Origin of the sequence: Mesorhizobium sp. UC74_2 (genome assembly GCF_042701485.1) — a bacterium.
Lineage (GTDB): Bacteria > Pseudomonadota > Alphaproteobacteria > Rhizobiales > Rhizobiaceae > Mesorhizobium.
On the sequence record NZ_CP170562.1, the window covers coordinates 1,124,779 to 1,142,213 of the forward strand.

The 17,435-nt window shown below is 61.4% G+C and carries 15 protein-coding genes and 2 pseudogenes; 11 read left to right on the forward strand and 6 right to left on the reverse strand.

What is annotated here, in order from left to right; all coding sequences use genetic code 11:
* Positions 1 to 158 precede the first annotated feature (158 nt).
* A complete protein-coding gene (locus tag ACFJIU_RS05285) occupies positions 159 to 749 on the reverse strand; it encodes a transglycosylase SLT domain-containing protein (RefSeq protein ID WP_379068339.1) in 591 nt (196 codons plus the stop codon).
* A gap of 216 nt (positions 750 to 965) precedes the next feature.
* On the opposite strand from ACFJIU_RS05285, the gene ACFJIU_RS05290 reads away from it, so the two are divergent.
* Together ACFJIU_RS05290 and ACFJIU_RS05295 are read left to right on the forward strand one after the other, a co-directional pair.
* The gene (locus tag ACFJIU_RS05290) at positions 966 to 2,504 is read left to right on the forward strand and encodes a trimethylamine methyltransferase family protein (RefSeq protein WP_379068342.1); all 1,539 of its coding nucleotides are present in this window, start codon (positions 966 to 968) and stop codon (positions 2,502 to 2,504) included.
* An 87-nt stretch (positions 2,505 to 2,591) separates the two neighbouring features.
* A pseudogene (locus ACFJIU_RS05295) lies at positions 2,592 to 5,034 on the forward strand (FAD-dependent oxidoreductase).
* A 45-nt stretch (positions 5,035 to 5,079) separates the two neighbouring features.
* On the opposite strand, the pseudogene ACFJIU_RS05300 reads toward ACFJIU_RS05295, so the two are convergent.
* Positions 5,080 to 5,856: pseudogene (locus tag ACFJIU_RS05300) on the reverse strand (VOC family protein).
* A 265-nt stretch (positions 5,857 to 6,121) separates the two neighbouring features.
* Between ACFJIU_RS05300 and ACFJIU_RS05305 the strand changes: the two are divergent.
* The 7 genes from ACFJIU_RS05305 to ACFJIU_RS05335 all read left to right on the forward strand — a co-directional run bounded on the left by ACFJIU_RS05305 (position 6,122) and on the right by ACFJIU_RS05335 (position 11,104).
* Positions 6,122 to 7,477 carry an NAD(P)-dependent oxidoreductase gene (locus ACFJIU_RS05305; RefSeq protein WP_379068345.1) on the forward strand — a complete coding sequence of 452 codons (1,356 nt, stop codon included), beginning with the start codon at positions 6,122 to 6,124 and terminating at the stop codon, positions 7,475 to 7,477.
* A 2-nt stretch (positions 7,478 to 7,479) separates the two neighbouring features.
* Positions 7,480 to 7,785 carry a hypothetical protein gene (locus ACFJIU_RS05310; protein ID WP_379068348.1) on the forward strand — a complete coding sequence of 102 codons (306 nt, stop codon included), beginning with the start codon at positions 7,480 to 7,482 and terminating at the stop codon, positions 7,783 to 7,785.
* Positions 7,786 to 7,791: 6 nt separating this feature from the next.
* Positions 7,792 to 9,105 carry an NAD-dependent dihydropyrimidine dehydrogenase subunit PreA gene (gene preA, locus ACFJIU_RS05315; protein WP_379068351.1) on the forward strand — a complete coding sequence of 438 codons (1,314 nt, stop codon included), beginning with the start codon at positions 7,792 to 7,794 and terminating at the stop codon, positions 9,103 to 9,105.
* Positions 9,106 to 9,217: 112 nt separating this feature from the next.
* The gene (locus ACFJIU_RS05320) at positions 9,218 to 9,730 is read left to right on the forward strand and encodes an RrF2 family transcriptional regulator (protein WP_379068354.1); all 513 of its coding nucleotides are present in this window, start codon (positions 9,218 to 9,220) and stop codon (positions 9,728 to 9,730) included.
* A 26-nt stretch (positions 9,731 to 9,756) separates the two neighbouring features.
* The gene (locus tag ACFJIU_RS05325; protein WP_379068357.1) at positions 9,757 to 10,215 is read left to right on the forward strand and encodes a carboxymuconolactone decarboxylase family protein; all 459 of its coding nucleotides are present in this window, start codon (positions 9,757 to 9,759) and stop codon (positions 10,213 to 10,215) included.
* Positions 10,216 to 10,279: 64 nt separating this feature from the next.
* A complete protein-coding gene (locus ACFJIU_RS05330; protein WP_379072969.1) occupies positions 10,280 to 10,666 on the forward strand; it encodes a DoxX family protein in 387 nt (128 codons plus the stop codon).
* Positions 10,667 to 10,753: 87 nt separating this feature from the next.
* Complete coding sequence (locus ACFJIU_RS05335; protein WP_379068360.1) at positions 10,754 to 11,104, forward strand: DoxX family protein; 351 nt, start codon at positions 10,754 to 10,756, stop codon at positions 11,102 to 11,104.
* A gap of 3 nt (positions 11,105 to 11,107) precedes the next feature.
* Here the strand turns inward: ACFJIU_RS05335 and ACFJIU_RS05340 are convergent, their stop codons facing one another.
* From ACFJIU_RS05340 to ACFJIU_RS05355, 4 genes are all read right to left on the reverse strand, one after another.
* Positions 11,108 to 11,812, reverse strand: coding sequence for a DUF4087 domain-containing protein (locus ACFJIU_RS05340; RefSeq protein ID WP_379068363.1), 705 nt, complete (start codon positions 11,810 to 11,812; stop codon positions 11,108 to 11,110).
* Positions 11,813 to 11,883: 71 nt separating this feature from the next.
* On the reverse strand, positions 11,884 to 12,396 hold the full coding sequence (locus ACFJIU_RS05345) for a gluconokinase (RefSeq protein ID WP_379068366.1): 513 nt from the start codon (positions 12,394 to 12,396) through the stop codon (positions 11,884 to 11,886).
* On the reverse strand, positions 12,393 to 13,742 hold the full coding sequence (locus tag ACFJIU_RS05350; RefSeq protein WP_379068369.1) for a GntP family permease: 1,350 nt from the start codon (positions 13,740 to 13,742) through the stop codon (positions 12,393 to 12,395). The genes ACFJIU_RS05345 and ACFJIU_RS05350 overlap by 4 nt, the downstream gene beginning before the upstream one ends.
* Positions 13,743 to 13,864: 122 nt before the next feature.
* Complete coding sequence (locus ACFJIU_RS05355) at positions 13,865 to 14,503, reverse strand: TetR family transcriptional regulator C-terminal domain-containing protein (protein WP_379068372.1); 639 nt, start codon at positions 14,501 to 14,503, stop codon at positions 13,865 to 13,867.
* A gap of 241 nt (positions 14,504 to 14,744) precedes the next feature.
* Here ACFJIU_RS05355 and ACFJIU_RS05360 point away from each other — a divergent pair, with 241 nt between their 5' ends.
* Together ACFJIU_RS05360 and ACFJIU_RS05365 are read left to right on the forward strand one after the other, a co-directional pair.
* Positions 14,745 to 16,073, forward strand: coding sequence for an aspartate aminotransferase family protein (locus tag ACFJIU_RS05360; RefSeq protein ID WP_379068375.1), 1,329 nt, complete (start codon positions 14,745 to 14,747; stop codon positions 16,071 to 16,073).
* 84 nt (positions 16,074 to 16,157) lie between these two features.
* On the forward strand, positions 16,158 to 17,408 hold the full coding sequence (locus ACFJIU_RS05365) for a Zn-dependent hydrolase (RefSeq protein ID WP_379068377.1): 1,251 nt from the start codon (positions 16,158 to 16,160) through the stop codon (positions 17,406 to 17,408).
* The last annotated feature ends 27 nt before the right edge of the window (positions 17,409 to 17,435 follow it).

Genomic DNA, 17,435 nt, shown 5'->3' on the forward strand with positions numbered 1-17,435 from the left:
CGGGAGTGGGTCGACAAGCGCCTGATGTTGCTGGGCCGCTCCGAACGTGACGAGTGGATCAAGCAGGCCAAGGCGCTCGCCGATGGCGGCGAAGAGGAATATGTGCGGGTGTTTGGCCGGAAGCCCAGATAACTGCTCCTGTTAGCGGGCGGCCAGGCTCAACGACAGCTCTGCAACTGGCCACGGTAGCGGTCGGCCATCGCAGCAGTGTCGCGCGCATAGCGCTGGATGCCGCTGTTGCCGCGCCAGTCTCCGCGCTTGTAGGCACCCCAGCCCATGTAATAGGCGAGGTAAAGGTTGTAGGTGTCATCGCGCGCCACGCCATAGGTATCGACTGTCTTGGTGTGGTACCAGCCGACGAAATCGACGGCGTCGGCGAAATTGGTGCGGCTTGCAGTGAAGTTGCCGCTTTCGCGCCGGTACTGGCTCCAGGTGCCGTCGAGCGCCTGTGAATAGCCATAGGCGCTGGAGACACGTGTCCAGGGGATGAAGCCGAGCAGTTTGGTGCGAGGCGGGCGTGCGTTGCCGTTGAAGCCGGATTCCTTGCGCACGGTTGCCATCAGCACATGCACCGGAATGCCATATTTCCGCTGCGTGCGTTCTGCGGAGGAGCGCCAATCGTTGAACCAGCCGTCACGCTGGTCAAACACCGCGCACACATCGTTGATGCGGTTTGGTGCCGTCGCGCAGGCGCCAAGCACCAGCACGAAACCGACCGCTAAAACTCGACTAAAACTGTACGCACGCATGGCGAAAGCATTAGTCGCAAATCATAAAAGGAGTCTTGCCGCGCTTCTTAACCTGTTGGGCGGATACAAGGCAAAAAACGTACTGTTATTTTTTCGACCAAATTATGTCGTTTTTATTTTATTATGATCGGAATGAATGACGCTTTAGATAAAATCTCGTCCAGAAATGACGTATTATTGATAGTGGAGGGCGCCGAATAGCGCTCTGATGAGAGCATGACTGCACTTCGCGCCAGACGCAGCGCCGAACGCGTCCATTCGAGAGCCGGGGCCTCGATCCCGCAATTGCCGACGCGTCGTGTGGAAAATCCTTATCCACCGATGGCGCTGCTCTCCGCCGATCAGGTCGAAGCGATCCATCACGCATCGCTGCATATCCTGGAAAACCTGGGCATCGAGCTCATGAACCGGCGCGCGCTCGGGGTGTTTCAAAATGCCGGAGCGGATGTCGATCATGAAACCATGACGGTGCGGCTCGATCGGGGTCTGATAGCCGAGGCGCTCAAGACAGCGCCGTCGTCCTACAAGCTGGCTTCGCGCAATCCCGCTCGCGACCTGACATTCGGCGGCAACATCATCAATTTCACGCTCGTGGCCGGGCCGCCCAATGTGCATGACTTCGAGCGTGGCCGCCGTGCAGGCAATCTGCGCGACTATCATGAGCTGGTCAGCCTTGCTCAACATTTCAACTGCATTCACATGCTGGGCAACCAGGTCTGCGCGCCGATCGAATTGCCGGCGAACACGCGTCATCTCGATACCTACTTCGCCAATCTGACGCTGACCGACAAGCCGTTCCACGTCTCGGCCATCGGTCGGGGCAGGGCGCTGGACGGCATCACCATGATGGCGATCTCGCGCGGGCTCTCTCTCGAGCAGGTCGCCGATGATCCCGGTGTCGGTACCGTCATCTCGGTCAATTCACCGCGGCGCTTCGACGAGATGATGGCGGAAGGGCTGATGACCATGGCCGAGTTCGGCCAATCCGCTTGCGTGACCCCGTTCACCCTGATGGGCGCGATGAGCCCGGTGACGCTGGCCGGAGCGTTGGCGCAACAGAACGCCGAGGCCCTGTTCGGGATCACACTTGCGCAACTGGTTCGACCCGGCTGCCCGGTGGTGTATGGCGCCTTTACTTCCAATGTCGACATGCGCTCCGGCGCGCCAGCCTTCGGCACGCCGGAAAACACCAAGGCCAACATCGCTTCAGGACAGTTGGCGCGACGATACAACCTGCCTTACCGAACCACGCCGGGCTCCGCCTCCAACGCCGCCGATGCGCAGGGTGCATACGAGACGCTGATGGCATTGTGGGGCGCTGTGCTGGGTCACGGCAATCTCGTCTACCACGCTGCGGGCTGGCAGGAGGGCGGCCTGACTGCTTCCTATGAGAAGTTCATCATCGATATCGAGATGATCCAGCATATGATGGAATTTCTTCGGCCCATTGCCGTCGACGATGGTGAACTGGCGCTGGACGCGCTGGCGGGCGTGCCGACCGGCGGGCATTTCTTTGGCGAGCCGCATACGCTGGAGCGCTATGCCACCGCCTTTTACCAGCCGCTGCTGTCCAACTGGCAGAACTATGAAGCGTGGACTGAGGCCGGCGCTCTCGACGCGACGCAGCGTGCGACCGGGCTGTGGAAGAAGGCACTGGCCGAATATGTGCAGCCACCGATGGATTCCGCCCGGCGCGAGGCTCTGGAGGCCTATATGGCCAAGCGCAAGGAAGGGATCGGAGCCGGAGAACCGTGATCGCGCATCGACTTCCGGAACGGATTCAACTTCCTCCCGCGAAGATTCTCCAACTCCCTACAACCTGTTGAATTGTCAGGAAGAGCAATGAAGTCGCATGCAAGGGTCGTGGTCATCGGCGGCGGTGTCGTCGGCTGCTCGGTGCTGTTCCATCTGGCACGGGCCGGCTGGACCGATATCGTGCTTCTCGAACGCGACGAGCTGACGTCCGGCTCCACATGGCACGCCGCCGGTGGCATGCACACGATCAACGGGGACCCCAACGTCGCCAAGCTGCAGAAATACACGATCAGCCTCTACAAGGAGATCGAGGAACTGTCCGGGCAGGCGACCGGCGTGCATCTCACCGGCGGCGTGTTCCTTGCCGCCACCGAGGCGCGCATGGACTGGCTGCGCAACATGGTGGCAAAGGGCCGCTACCTCGGCATCGAGCTTGAGGAGATCTCGCCCCGGGAAGCGGCCGAGCTGATGCCGCTGATCGATCCCGGCCAGTTCGTGGGCGCCATCCACAACAAGGAAGATGGCCATCTCGATCCCTCCGGTGTCACTCACGCCTATGCCAAGGCAGCGCGCAACCTGGGAGCGGCGATCGAACGGTTCACCAAGGTCGAGGACATCGTGCGCCAGCCGGACGGCATGTGGCGCGTCATCACCAACAAGGGTGAGGTGTTGACCGAACATGTCGTCAATGCCGGTGGCCTGTGGGCGCGCGAGGTCGGCCGGATGGTCGGGCTCGAACTTCCCGTGCTCGCCATGGAGCATATGTATCTCATCACCGAGGACATGCCCGAGGTCGCGGCCTGGAACAAGAAGACCGGCACCGAGATCATGCATGCCGTCGATTTCGACGGCGAACTCTACCTGCGCCAGGAACGGGGCGGCATGCTGATGGGGACCTATGAGAAGGCTGGCAAGCCCTGCGTCGGAACGGGTTACGCCGTGGGACTTCGGCCACGAATTGCTGGAGCCCGATATCGACCGTATTGCGCCGTCGCTGGAAGTGGGGTTCCGGCATTTTCCGGCGTTCCAGAACACCGGAATCAAGCAGATCATCAACGGCCCATTCACTTTCGCACCCGATGGCAATCCACTTGTCGGTCCGGTGCGCGGATTGCCGGGCTTCTGGGCCGCCTGTGGCGTCATGGCAGGGTTCAGCCAGGGTGGTGGTGTCGGCCTGGCCCTCGCGAACTGGATGATGCATGGCGACCCTGGTGCCGACATCTTTGCCATGGATGTCGCGCGCTATGGCGATTGGGCTTCGATGGCCTATACGAACGCCAAGGTGCGCGAGAATTATTCGCGCCGCTTCTCCATTCGTTTCCCAAATGAGGAATTGCCGGGAGCGCGTCGGCTGAAGACGACGCCGATCTACGATCAGCTCGCCTTGCAGGGTGCTCAGTTCGGCGCTGCCTATGGGCTGGAAGTGCCACTCTGGTACGCGCCGGAGGGCGTGCGCGATGAATTCTCCTGGCGGCGTTCGACCGACTTCGTACATGTTGCTGCAGAGGTGAGGACTGTGCGCCAGCGCGTCGGTCTGTGCGAGATCTCGTCCTTCGCCAAATATCGGGTGACAGGCGTGGGAGCTGGAACCTGGCTCGATACACTGCTTGCCTGCAAGTTGCCCGCGGCGGGACGCATCACGCTTGCGCCGATGCTGAAGGAAGACGGCAAGCTGATCGGCGATTTTTCACTCGCCAATCTGGGCGCGGGCCACGGGGGTGATCGAGAATGGTTCATCGCTGGATCGGGCGTGGCAGAACAATATCATATGCGCTGGTTCGAACGGCATCTGCCCGGTGATGGCTCGGTGCGGATCGAAGCTCTCGGATTGAGCCGTGTCGGCGTGTCGATCGCCGGACCATTCGCGCGGGACGTGCTGGCCAAGGTTACCCGCGCCGATGTGTCGTCTGCTGCTTTCAAATTCATGGACATCAGGCACATCGATATCGGCATGGCACCATGTCTGGTCGGTCGTGTGAGTTACACCGGCGATCTCGGCTACGAAATCTGGATGGCGCCCGAATACCAGCGCCATGTTTTTGAAACGCTGCTGTCGGCTGGTGAGGAATTCGGCATCGGTCTGTTTGGTTCGCGAGCGCTCAATGCGCTGCGGCTGGAGAAGAACTATGGATCGTGGGCACGTGAGTACCGGCCAATCTATGGACCTCTGGAGGCTGGGCTCGACCGCTTCGTCGCCTATTCGAAACCTGCCGAGTTCATCGGCAAGAAAGCCGCCGCCGCTGAGCGTGCGTCCGGTGGAAAGTTGAGGCTGCGGAGCTTTGTCGTGGATGCCGTCGATGCGGATGTGATCGGCGACGAGCCGATCTGGCATGGCGGTGCAGTTCGCGGGTGGGTGACTTCCGGAGGCTACGCCCACCATTCCGGCGTGTCGGTGGCGATGGGCTATGTACCGAAGGAGATCGCGGACGAAAGCGACGGCTTCGAGATTGAATATCTGGGCCGTCGTCATGCCGCACGCATGCAGCCTGTGCCGCTGTTCGACGGCAATCAGGAACGACTGCGCGGATAGCCATGTCGGCAGCAGGCGTGATGCGCCTCCTCCCGGCGTTGCCGCTCAGCGTTTCGGCGCCAGGAGCGCGAAATAAGCGCCCTGCGGATCCGTGCATTGCACGATCCATGCCCATTGGGCACTTCCATCGGGTTCATGACCACTTTGCCGCCGTTGTCGGTCACGCGTTTGGCGGCGGCGTCAATGGCATCGACGTTGAAGTAGAACAACCAGACCGGAACGGGAATCTGTTCGGGCTTGTTCATCATGCCGCCCGTGCGTTCGCCATCGACTGAAAAGAGCTGATAGATGCCCATGGGACCCATGTCGAAGGGCTCATCCTTCACCCAGCCGAACTGGCTCGAATAGAAGTCGAAGGCCTTCTGCCAATCGCTCGTATAGAGTTCATGCCAGCCGACATGGCCTGGAGTGTTGAGCGGAACGGCCTCCTGCGTCGGGGCCGTTAGGCTCGAGAAACATGAAAGCCGCCCCTTGCGGATCGGCGACCACGGCAAAACGACCGACGCCTGGGATGTCGTCGACAGGGCGATGGATGGCACCCCCGGCGCCTTTCAAGGCCTCGATCGAGGCATCGATATCCTTGGTGGGAAAATAACCCATCCAGGCTGTCGGAACGCCCATCCTGGCGGCCTCTTCCGGCAATGTCATCAGGCCGCCGACACCGCGGTCACCTGCATTGACGACGATATAACGCGGCGATTCCGGTGCTTTGTCGAACGGTTCGGCGCGCCAGCCGACCACGGCGGTGTAGAAGGCCGCCGCCGCGTCGAGGTCGGTCGTCATCAGTTCGTACCAGAAGAAGGATTTCGCTGAAGCTGGCATGTCATTCTCCCTTGCGTTCCCGGCTGTTTGTGCCGGCTTTCGGATCATGATTTTGCTGCCGGCAATCATAAGACGAAGACGCGGGCGCAATTTCGACAGCAGCCAAGAAATTTTTCGCAGCGCAGCAAATATTCGAGATAAATCATGACAATAAAAGTCATGTTATTTTCGAGCCTTTTCAGGCCTTTAACTCGAAAATTGACCAATTGATAAAAAAATAAAACGTGCTAGCCTTCCTCCAAAACCACAACAATGGGGAACCGGAATGACGACAGGTCATTTCAAGGAAGGCATAGCCGGTGGCCGGCTCTCGCCCGATGTCTATGCCGACAATTTTTCCGACCTGCATCCGCCGCTCGATCATCACGAAGCGCTGGTCGAATCCGATCGCTGCTACTTCTGCTATGACGCGCCGTGCATGCAGGCCTGCCCGACATCCATCGACATCCCGATGTTCATCCGCCAGATATCGACCGGCAATGCGCTCGGTTCGGCCAAGACCATCTTCGACCAGAATATCCTTGGCGGCATGTGTGCCCGCGTCTGCCCAACGGAGACGCTGTGCGAAGAAGTCTGCGTGCGCGAGACCGCCGAGGGCAAGCCGGTGCAGATCGGCCGGCTGCAACGCTACGCCACTGATGTGGCGATGGAAGAGGGCAAACAGTTCTATAGCCGCGCCAAGTCGACAGGCAGGAAAGTCGCTGTCGTCGGTGCCGGGCCAGCCGGGCTTGCAGCCGCACACCGGCTTGCGCGCCACGGCCATGAGGTGACCGTGCTCGAGGCGAAGCCGAAATCGGGTGGCCTGAATGAATATGGCATTGCCGCCTACAAGAGCGTCGACAATTTCGCCCAGGCCGAAGTCGACTACGTCACCGCGATAGGTGGCATCACGATCGAGAACGGCAAGGCATTGGGCCGCGACTATCAGCTTTCCGAGCTGACCAAGCAGTATGATGCCGTGTTCCTCGGCATGGGGCTGGGTGGGGTCAACGCGTTGCGGGCTGAAGGCGAGGACAGCGATGGTGTCGCCAATGCGGTCGACTTCATTGCCGAGCTGCGACAGGCAAGCGATCTCGGCAGCCTGCCGGTTGGTCGCCGTGTTGTTGTCATCGGCGGCGGCATGACCGCCGTGGACGCCGCCGTGCAGTCGAAACTGCTCGGCGCGGAGGAGGTGACGATCTGCTACCGCCGCGGCAAGGAAGACATGAACGCCTCGGAGTTCGAGCAGGATCTGGCCGCCGCAAACGGGGTCACCATCCGCCACTGGCTGCAGCCGAAGAAGGTCATCGCCGACGGCGGCAAGGCAACTGCGATCGAGCTCGAATACACCGCGATGAAGGGCGACAAGCTTGTCGGCACGGGCGAAACGCTGAGGCTCGCCGCCGATCAGGTGTTCAAGGCAATCGGTCAGTCTTTCGTGCCGGCGGCGCTGAACGGCAGCGGTCAGGCAATCGCGCTGGAGAATGGCCGCATCAAGGTCGATGGTGAGGGGCGCACTTCACTGTCCAACGTCTGGGCGGGCGGCGACTGTGTTATCGACAGCCGGGAGGACCTTACCGTCTCGGCTGTCGCCGCGGGACGCGACGCCGCCGAAAGCATCCACCGGACCCTGATGGGCTGACGATGAGCCAGCCGTTTCCCCGCAAGGCGAATTCCTTGGATCTGTGGGGCGACGGCGACGAGATCCAGATGATCGAGGCCATAGAACGGGCCTTCGCCATCAGGTTCGAAAATGCGGAAGCGGAGCAGCTCGTTACAATGGGACAGCTGTTTGATCTGATGAAATCGAAGCTCGGCAAACAAGGCGCCGAGGTGATCAGCGATGACGCGCTTTGGACCGAACTCGTCAAGCATGCCCGTGAGGCCGGCGCGGATCCGCGCCGTGCCGTCGATCGCAACACAACATTCTTTTCCCGAAACGCGGAGTAAGAAGCCATGGCGGACATCCGCAACAATTTCGTCGGCATCAAGTCACCCAATCCGTTCTGGCTGGCGTCCGCGCCACCAACCGACAAGGCCTACAATGTCGAGCGCGCCTTCAAGGCGGGCTGGGGCGGCGTGGTCTGGAAGACATTGGGCGAGGAAGGCCCGCCGGTGGTCAACGTCAACGGACCGCGTTATGGCGCGATCTGGGGCGCTGACCGCCGGTTGCTCGGCCTCAACAACATCGAACTGATCACCGACCGCGACCTGCAGACCAACCTGCGTGAGATGAAGCAGGTGAAGAAGAACTGGCCGGACCGTGCGCTGATCGCCTCGATCATGGTGCCTTGCGTCGAGGACAGCTGGAAGGCGATCCTGCCGCTCGTGGAAGAAACCGAAGCGGACGGCATCGAGCTCAATTTCGGCTGTCCGCATGGCATGAGCGAACGCGGCATGGGTGCCGCGGTCGGCCAGGTGCCGGAATACATCGAGATGGTGGTGCGCTGGTGCAAGCAGTACACGCGCATGCCGGTGATCACCAAGCTTACGCCCAACATCACCGACATCCGCAAGCCGGCGCGCGCAGCCAGATCAGGTGGCACCGACGCGGTGTCGCTCATCAACACCATCAACTCGATCACCTCGGTCAATCTCGACAATTTCTCGCCCGAGCCCTCAATCGACGGCAAGGGCAGCCATGGCGGCTATTGCGGCCCGGCGGTGAAACCGATCGCGCTCAACATGGTGGCCGAGATCGCGCGTGATCCGGAAACACATGGCCTGCCGATCTCCGGCATCGGTGGCATCACCACCTGGCGCGACGCGGCCGAGTTCCTGGCCTTGGGCGCCGGCAACGTGCAGGTCTGCACGGCGGCCATGACCTATGGTTTCAAGATCGTGCAGGAAATGATCGCCGGCCTGGAAAACTGGATGGACGAGAAGGGGCACCGCTCACTCGACGACATCATCGGGCGCGCGACACCCAATGTGAGCGACTGGCAGTATCTCAACCTCAACTATATCGCCAAGGCGCATATCGACCAGGACGCCTGCATCAAATGCGGCCGCTGCCACATCGCCTGCGAAGACACCTCGCACCAGGCGATCACTTCGATGGTTGATGGCGTTCGCCATTTCGAGGTGATGGAAGACGAGTGCGTCGGCTGCAACCTCTGCGTCAACGTCTGCCCGGTCGATGGCTGCATCACCATGGTGCCGCTGGCCGCTGGTACGCTCGACCAGCGCACCGGCAAGACGGTTGAGCCTGTCTATGCCAACTGGACGACGCATCCCAACAACCCGATGGCCAAGGTTGCTGCCGAATAGGCGTTGAGGAGCAACGAAAAGGCGGTGCAGCAATGCACCGCTTTTTTCTTCCTCTTATTGACGACAAGAAATATCCACGATAGGAAATATCCATGATTAAGGAGAGGCTAAAGTGAAGCTGAGCGAAGGCGTTGAAGCGGCGATCCATTCCGCTGCGATGCTCGCGGCGGTCGAGGGCGGAGCAACCATGCCGGGCTCCGCGCTGGCCGAAGCATTTGGCCTTTCCCCCAGCTATCTGCTGAAACATCTGCAAGCTTTGACCGCTGCCCGCATCCTCGAATCCGTACCGGGTCCGACCGGCGGGTATCGCCTGGCGCGTGTGCCCGAAAAGATCTCGCTGCTCGACATCGTGCTGGCTGTCGAGGGGCCCCGACCGGCATTCCGATGTGGCGAAATCCGCCGCAAGGGTCCTGCCAGGATAGATGCCTCGGCTTATGTGCAACCTTGCGGCATCAATGCCGCAATGTTGCGCGCAGAACGTGCCTACCGCGCGGCACTTGCCGCGGAGAAGCTCTCCGACATCATCGCTGAATTCATGGCCGATGCCGATCCACGTGTCGTCCACGCTGCCTGCGCCTTTGCCGCGCACAACGCCCGGTCACAGAAACCCGCTTCCCGATCATGACCGTACAACCCAGGAAAGGACCGAGCATGCAACCCAGGTTAGACTTCTTCGCCGAGGCGCCCCAATTGATGAAATATGTCGTCAGCCTGAACAGGGCGGTGGAAGAAAGCGGGCTCGACAAGGGTCTCCTGCATCTCGTCAAGCTGCGCGCCTCTCAGATCAATGGCTGCTCCTATTGTGTGGAAATGCACAGCCGCGAAGCGCGTGAGGATGGCGAGAGCGAACAGCGTCTCTATCTCGTCGCCGCATGGAAGGAATCGCCGCTGTTCAGCGAGCGCGAGCGCATGGCTCTCAAATGGGTGGAGACGGTGACCAGGATCGCCGACGCCGGTGTGCCAGAGGAACTCTTCCAGGAAGGGCTCAAGCATTTCTCCAGGGAAGAGCTGGTCAAACTGACTGTCGCTGTTGCCATGATCAACACCTGGAACCGGCTGTGCGTGACGTTCCACGCCATTCATCCGATGCCGGCCGCCAAGGCCGCGTGATATCAAGATCGTAAGTTGCGCAGGGCGCGCCGGGGCGCCCTGTTTTCTTTTGGGGAACAAGATGATGCTTGTCGATTTTCACAAAGAGATTCTGTTTGTTGGTCGTCTTCTGCTGGGAGGCGCGTTCATTTTCGCGGGCTTGCGCAACATCCAGAACCGGACATTCGTGGCGCAACTGATGAGCGCGCGCGGCGTGCCGCAGGCGCCTATCGTACTTTGGGTCGGTATCGTGGTGCAGGTTATTGCTGGTGTCCTGCTGATCGCGGGTGTCTGCACCGCAGCCTCAGCGGGGCTGCTGTTGCTGTTCCTGATCGCAGCCACGCCGATGTTCCACAATTTCTGGGACTACCAGCCGGGGCCGGACCGTGTCGCGAAGATCAACGGCGTCGTCGGCAATGTCGCGCTGGCTGGCGCCATCCTGGCGCTGATCGCAAATTCGCTGCAGGCTTGACCGCACGCCGGGAGAACGCTTCAACGTCCAGGCACTGTGCACAGTGCTGCTTCGAATTCCAGGGGGATGGACGGCGTGGAAATCTTTATGCTGACCGGACGCTGCATCTTTGGCGCGTTCTTCCTGATCGCGGGCATCCGCAACATCGCCCGTTTCAGCGAACGCAGGTCCGGCGCCACCAATTACGGGTGGCTGCTGCCGGCACCCGTCATGGCTGCCGGCTTCGCAGTTCAGCTGTTCGGAGGCCTGCTGCTCATCATCGGTTTCTGGGTCGTGCCGGCCGCGCTGGCGCTGATCGTTTTCCTGGTGCTGGCAACCGCGCTTTACCACAACCTGTTTCTCTATGAGGGGCGAGAGCGCGACCCTCATCTCTATTTCACTCTCGTGAACATCACGCTGGCCGGCGGTCTACTGATGGTTATTGCCGGCGCTGGCTGACGCCTACAATTTGCTTTCGGGTGGCAGGCTCTTGTCCTTCCTGCAGGTGGCGAGCGGCAGGGTCTTGCCACCGGTTATGCTCTTTACCGTCTTGGTCGCCGGGTCGGTGATGAGCTTCACACAGGCGCAGCCATAGCCATAGTTGCCATTGGAATTGACATACTGGGTCGGATCGAAATCCGGCAGCTTGTCCATTCCGGCAGCCCCGGCTCCTTCGGCATTGCCTTGCGTTGCGAATACCCACATCCCGTCCTTGTCGACCAGCCACCAGTTGCCCGGTGTCGGGTTGACCAGCCAGCCGCAACGGTTTTCGGCCGGCGCGGCCGTTGTCTTCGCGCCGGAGGCAGATGACGCAAATGCGCCGGCACAGCGCTTGTAGAGAACCGACTTGCCCATGCCGAAACCTTCGGGATTGTAGAGCATCTGGTCCTTGTCGTCGGCATATTCGAAATTATCGACATTGCCTTCCTGCCTATAGTGGATGGCGCCGTAACCGCGCGGGCTCTCCTTTGGTGCGAAGATGACGGCCTGCGCTTTCTGTCCTTTGTACTGCAGCGTGCCCGCGGTGAAGGTGACGGTGCTGCCGCTGCATTTGCCGGCTTTGGCCCAGACGCCCTGTGCAGCAATAGGAACCGTCGTGTCGGCGGCATGAGCCTGCCAGCAAGAGACAATGGCCAGGCTGGCGGCAAGCAGTTTCAGGCGCATCATTTCCCCCCAATGCACGTTCGCTAGTTCTGCATGCGTACAGATTGCGTTCAAGGCAATAGGTGCCTTTTTTCTCAGGCGAGGTGCAGGCCTTCGATGACCTGATCCGCTTCTTCGGCCGGGATCTCGCCGATGTCGATGACGATGCCGGTCTCGTCCGGTTGCAGGGGCTCCAATGTCGCGAGCTGGGAATCGAGCAGGCTGGCCGGCATGAAATGGCCCTTGCGGGCCTTCATGCGTTCCATGAGCAGTTCACGCGAGCCGGAAAGGTGGGCAAAGGCCACGACGCCCTTTTCGCTCCCGCCGCGCAGGATGTCGCGATAGGATCGCTTGAGTGAGGAACAGGTGACGAGGGCGGGACGCCCGGACCGGATGCGTCCATCGATCCAGCGCGATATGGCTTCCAGCCAGGGGCGGCGGTCGTTATCGTCGAGCGGGATGCCATGGCTCATCTTCTCGACATTGGCCTTCGGGTGCAACTCGTCTCCCTCAAGCAGGTCCCAGTGCAGCCGCTCCGCCACCAGGCCGGCGATGGTTGACTTGCCGCAGCCCGATACGCCCATGACGATGACGACGAGAGGCCTCACAGGAACGCTCCCAGGATGAGGACACCGATGAGGCCGCAGACGGAAATGATGCATTCCATCATCGTCCAGGTCTTCAGCGTCTGGCCGATGTCCATGTTGAGATAGCCTTTGACGAGCCAGAAGCCGGCGTCGTTGAGATGCGAGAGGAAGAGCGAGCCGGAGCCTATGGCAAGAACCATCAGCGCGCCCTGGGCTGGAGGCAGGCCCGCAGCCACGGGTGCAAGGATACCGGCCGCTGTCACGGTCGCGACGGTTGCCGAGCCGGTGGCGACGCGCACCAGCACTGCGACAAACCAGGCGAGGAACATCACCGGCAGGCCGCTGCCGGTGATGGCATTGGCGATGACCGCGCCGATGCCGGTGTCAACCAGCACCTGTTTGAAGCCGCCACCGGCGCCGACCACGAGGAGAATGCCGGCGATAGGCCCGAGGGAACTTTCAAGACTGCGAGCCACGGCTGCCCTGGGCATCCTGAACATCAAGGCGCCGGCAATCACGGCAATTCCCAGCGCGATCAGCGGCTCGCCCAGAACGTGCAGGGCGGACGGAAGCAGAGCCTTCGAGCCGGGCGCAATGATTTCCGATATCGCGCGGGCGAGCATGAGCACGACCGGAAGCAGGATCGCGGTAACGGCCGTGGCGAAGCTCGGTTGCGTGGCCGCCTCATACCGGCTTTCACCGGCCTGTCCGAACAGTTCCGGCGTTGGGACATTGACCCAGCGGTCGGCGATGCTGGCGAAGATCGGCCCGCTGATGATGACGGTCGGGATCGCGATGAGCACACCCAGGCCGAGCGTCAGGCCGAGATTCGCGCCAAGCGTGCTGACGGCGACGAGCGGGCCGGGGTGCGGCGGCACGAGGCCATGCATGGCGGAAAGGCCCGCGAGTGTCGGGATGGCGATCTTGGCGATGGACTGACCGGACCGCTGGCTGACCAGCAGGATCACCGGCATCAACAGCACAAGGCCGATCTCGAAGAACATCGGCAGGCCGATGATGGCGCCAACCAGTCCCATCGTCCACGGCAACATTTCTGGCCTGGAGCGTCCCACCAGCGTGTCGACGATGCGGTCAGCGCCGCCGGAATCAGCCAGCAGCTTGCCGAACATCGCACCCAGCCCCATCAGCAGGCCGACACCGGCCATGGTGGTGCCGAAACCCTTGGTGAAGGAAGCGACGGAGGCGGCAGCGCCAAGATTGGCGGCGAGGCCGACGCCGAGCGCGCCGATGGACAGGGAGAGAAAAGGATGGAGCTTCAGCCAACTTATCAGGAGGACGATGGCGGCGATTCCGGCCAGTGCGGCAATGATCAGTTGGGCATCGCCGGCGGTGGCAGCGTGTTCCATACAGTGTCCTCCATGCCCCCACGCGCATTAGTTCGCACGATTTCCGGCAAGGTCAACGGCGGATAGGCAAGTTTCCACTTGCTGGGGAATGGAGCGTCAAGAGACTGAAACGACGGCAGCGATCAGCCGGCGACGTTCTTCGGCTTCAGCCCGTCGAGGAAAAGCTGTTCGAGGAAGCGCGCGGCATCTTCGAAACGGCCATCGCCGCCGAGGTCTGGTCCAAGCACGGCGCGTACCTGCACGTCGAAATCGGCATAGTGCTGTGTCGTGGCCCAGATGGAGAAGATCAGGTGCCAGGGGTCGGTGCGCACGATCTTGCCGGCACGCATCCAGCCCTTGATGATGGCGACCTTCTCCTCGACGAGGCTTTTCAACTCGCCTTCCAGCAGAGGCATGATGCGCGGCGCGCCCTGCAGGATCTCGTTGGCGAACAGCCGGCTCTCGCGCGGATAATCTCGTGCCATCTCCAGCTTGCGGCGGATGTAGCTGCGTAGCTCCGTCAGCGGGTCGCCGACATCGTCGAGTTCGCGCAGTGGTCCCAGCCAGGTGTCGAGCAGGCGCTGGATCAGCGTCTCGTGGATTTCTTCCTTGCGGCGGAAATAGTAGAGCAGGTTCGGCTTCGACATGCCTGCCGCTTCGGCGATCTGATCGATCGTCGCACCGCGGAAGCCGTGGGTGGAGAACACTTCGAGCGCGGCTTCCAGGATCAGCTCGCGCTTTTCCTGCTGGATACGGGTACGGCGCGGGGCGGGGGCATTCATGTCGTCAAAAGCCCTTTGCAAGACAAGGCGTTCAAGCCGAACTGGACCAATTGTCTGGACCAGTTTTTGCTGGGCTGTGGAGCGCGCTTCGAATGCGGCATTTCCGCTAGTAATCCCTTGACCGTCACCATGGCGGTGCTAACGTTTGTCCATCCGGTCAAAAATTTGCGTAGCATGAAAACGCGCCGAAGACCAAGCGTTGGCCGCACCGAAACGAAGCAGTGAAAGGAAAGGCTTGGTCATGTCCAATCGGCTCAAGGTAACGCCGAACGATCTCAGTGCATTCTGGATGCCATTTACGGCGAACCGGCAGTTCAAGCAGGCGCCGCGCATGCTGGTCGCAGCCAAGGATATGCACTACACGGCCTCCGACGGCCGCAAGATCCTCGATGGCACCGCCGGCCTGTGGTGCGTCAACGCCGGCCACTGCCGTCCGAAGATCACCGAGGCGATCCAGAATCAGGCAGCGGAACTCGACTACGCACCTGCCTTTCAGATGGGCCATCCGATCGTGTTCGAACTGGCGAACCGGCTGGTCGACATCGCGCCCAAGGGCATGGATCATGTCTTCTTCACCAATTCCGGCTCGGAGTCGGTCGACACCGCGCTCAAGATGGCGATCGCCTATCATCGCGCCAAGGGCAACGGCTCGCGCTTCCGTCTGATCGGTCGCGAGCGTGGCTACCACGGCGTCAACTTCGGCGGTATCTCGGTTGGCGGCATCGTAAACAACCGCAAGATGTTCGGTACGCTGCTGACCGGTGTCGACCATCTGCCGCATACTCACCTGCCCGAAAAGAACGCCTTCACCAAGGGCGTGCCGGAACATGGCGCCGAGCTCGCCGACGAACTGGAACGCATCGTTGCCTTGCATGATGCCTCGACCGTCGCTGCCGTCATCGTCGAGCCGGTTGCAGGCTCCACCGGCGTCATCCTGCCGCCAAAGGGCTATCTGCAGCGCCTGCGCGAGATCTGCACCAAGCACGGCATCCTGCTGATTTTCGACGAAGTCATCACCGGCTTCGGCCGTCTCGGTGCACCGTTCGCGGCTGACTATTTCGGCGTGACGCCGGACATCATCACCACAGCCAAGGGCGTCTCCAACGGCGTCATCCCGATGGGCGCGGTGTTCGTGACCAAGGAAATCCACGACACGTTCATGAACGGCCCCGATCACATGATCGAGTTCTTCCATGGCTACACCTATTCGGGCAATCCGATCGCCTGCGCCGCGGCGCTTGGCACGCTGGACACCTACAAGGAAGAGGGGCTGCTGACCCGCGGTGAAGAACTGGCGCCTTACTGGGAGGATGCGCTGCATTCGCTCAAGGGGGAGCCGAACGTCATCGATATCCGCAACATTGGCCTGATCGGCGCCATCGAGCTCGCGCCAATCGCCGGCCAGCCGACCAAGCGTGCGTTCTCGGCCTTCGTGAAGGCCTTCGAGCGCGGCGCGCTCATCCGTACCACCGGCGACATCATCGCGCTGTCGCCACCGCTCATCATCACCAAGGGCCAGATCAACGAACTGATCGACCATGTGCGCGAGGTTTTGAGAGCTGTCGACTAGCGCGCCCTAGGGGCGCAAGCCAAACATTGCGGCTGGCGTCGGGAACCGCCGGCCGCAGTGTCGAAAGACAATGAGAGGACCATAATGGCCGCACCCGGCGAGAACCTGCGCATAAATCCCGATCGTCTATGGGACAGTCTCATGGAGATGGCCAAGATCGGCCCGGGCGTTGCCGGCGGCAACAATCGCCAGACACTGACCGACGCGGACGCGGAAGGGCGGGATCTGTTCAAACGCTGGTGCGATGCGGCGGGTCTCGAGACCGGCATCGACCAGATGGGCACCATGTTCGCCCGTCGTGAAGGCACTGATCCCGATGCACTGCCTGTCTATGTTGGTTCCCATCTCGATACGCAGCCGACCGGTGGTAAATATGACGGTGTGCTCGGCGTGCTCGGCGGGCTGGAAGTCGTTCGCACGCTGAACGACCTCGGCATCAAGACCAAACATCCGATCGTCGTCACCAACTGGACAAACGAAGAGGGGGCGCGTTTCGCGCCGGCCATGCTGGCGTCAGGCGTCTTCGCCGGCGTGCATACGCTTGACTATGCCTATTCGCGCAAGGATCCCGACGGCAAGAGCTTCGGCGACGAGTTGAAGCGCATCGGCTGGCTGGGTGACGAAGAGGTCGGTGCACGCAAGATGCACGCCTATTTCGAATACCACATCGAGCAGGGGCCGATCCTCGAAGCCGAGAACAAGCAGATCGGTGTCGTCACGCACGGACAGGGTCTGTGGTGGCTCGAATTCACGCTGACCGGCAAGGAAGCGCATACCGGTTCGACGCCGATGAACATGCGTGTCAATGCCGGGCTTGCCATGGCACGCATCTTCGAGATGGTGCAGAAGGTGGCGATGGAAAACCAGCCGGGTGCCGTTGGCGGCGTCGGCCAGGTCAAGTTTTCGCCCAATTCGCGCAATGTGCTTCCAGGCACTGTGGTTTTCACCGTCGACATCCGTTCGCCCGAACAGGCAAAGCTCGACCGGATGCGCGCCGCGATCGAGGCCGAAGCGCCCAGGATAGCCAAGGAACTGGGGGTTGGCTGCTCCGTCGAGGCGGTCGGCCATTTCGACCCTGTCACTTTCGATCCGACGCTGGTTGCCCGGGTGCGTGCCGCGGCTGAAAAGCTCGGCTATTCGCACATGAACGTTATTTCCGGCGCGGGCCATGATGCCTGCTGGACGGCAAGGGTTGCGCCTTCCACAATGGTGATGTGTCCTTGCGTCGACGGGCTTTCCCACAACGAAGCCGAGGACATCTCCAAGGAATGGGCCGCCGCGGGTTGCGATGTGCTGTTCCATGCGGTGGCGGAGACTGCGGAGATCATCGAATAAGGCGACCTGGAGGACAAGCCATCGATC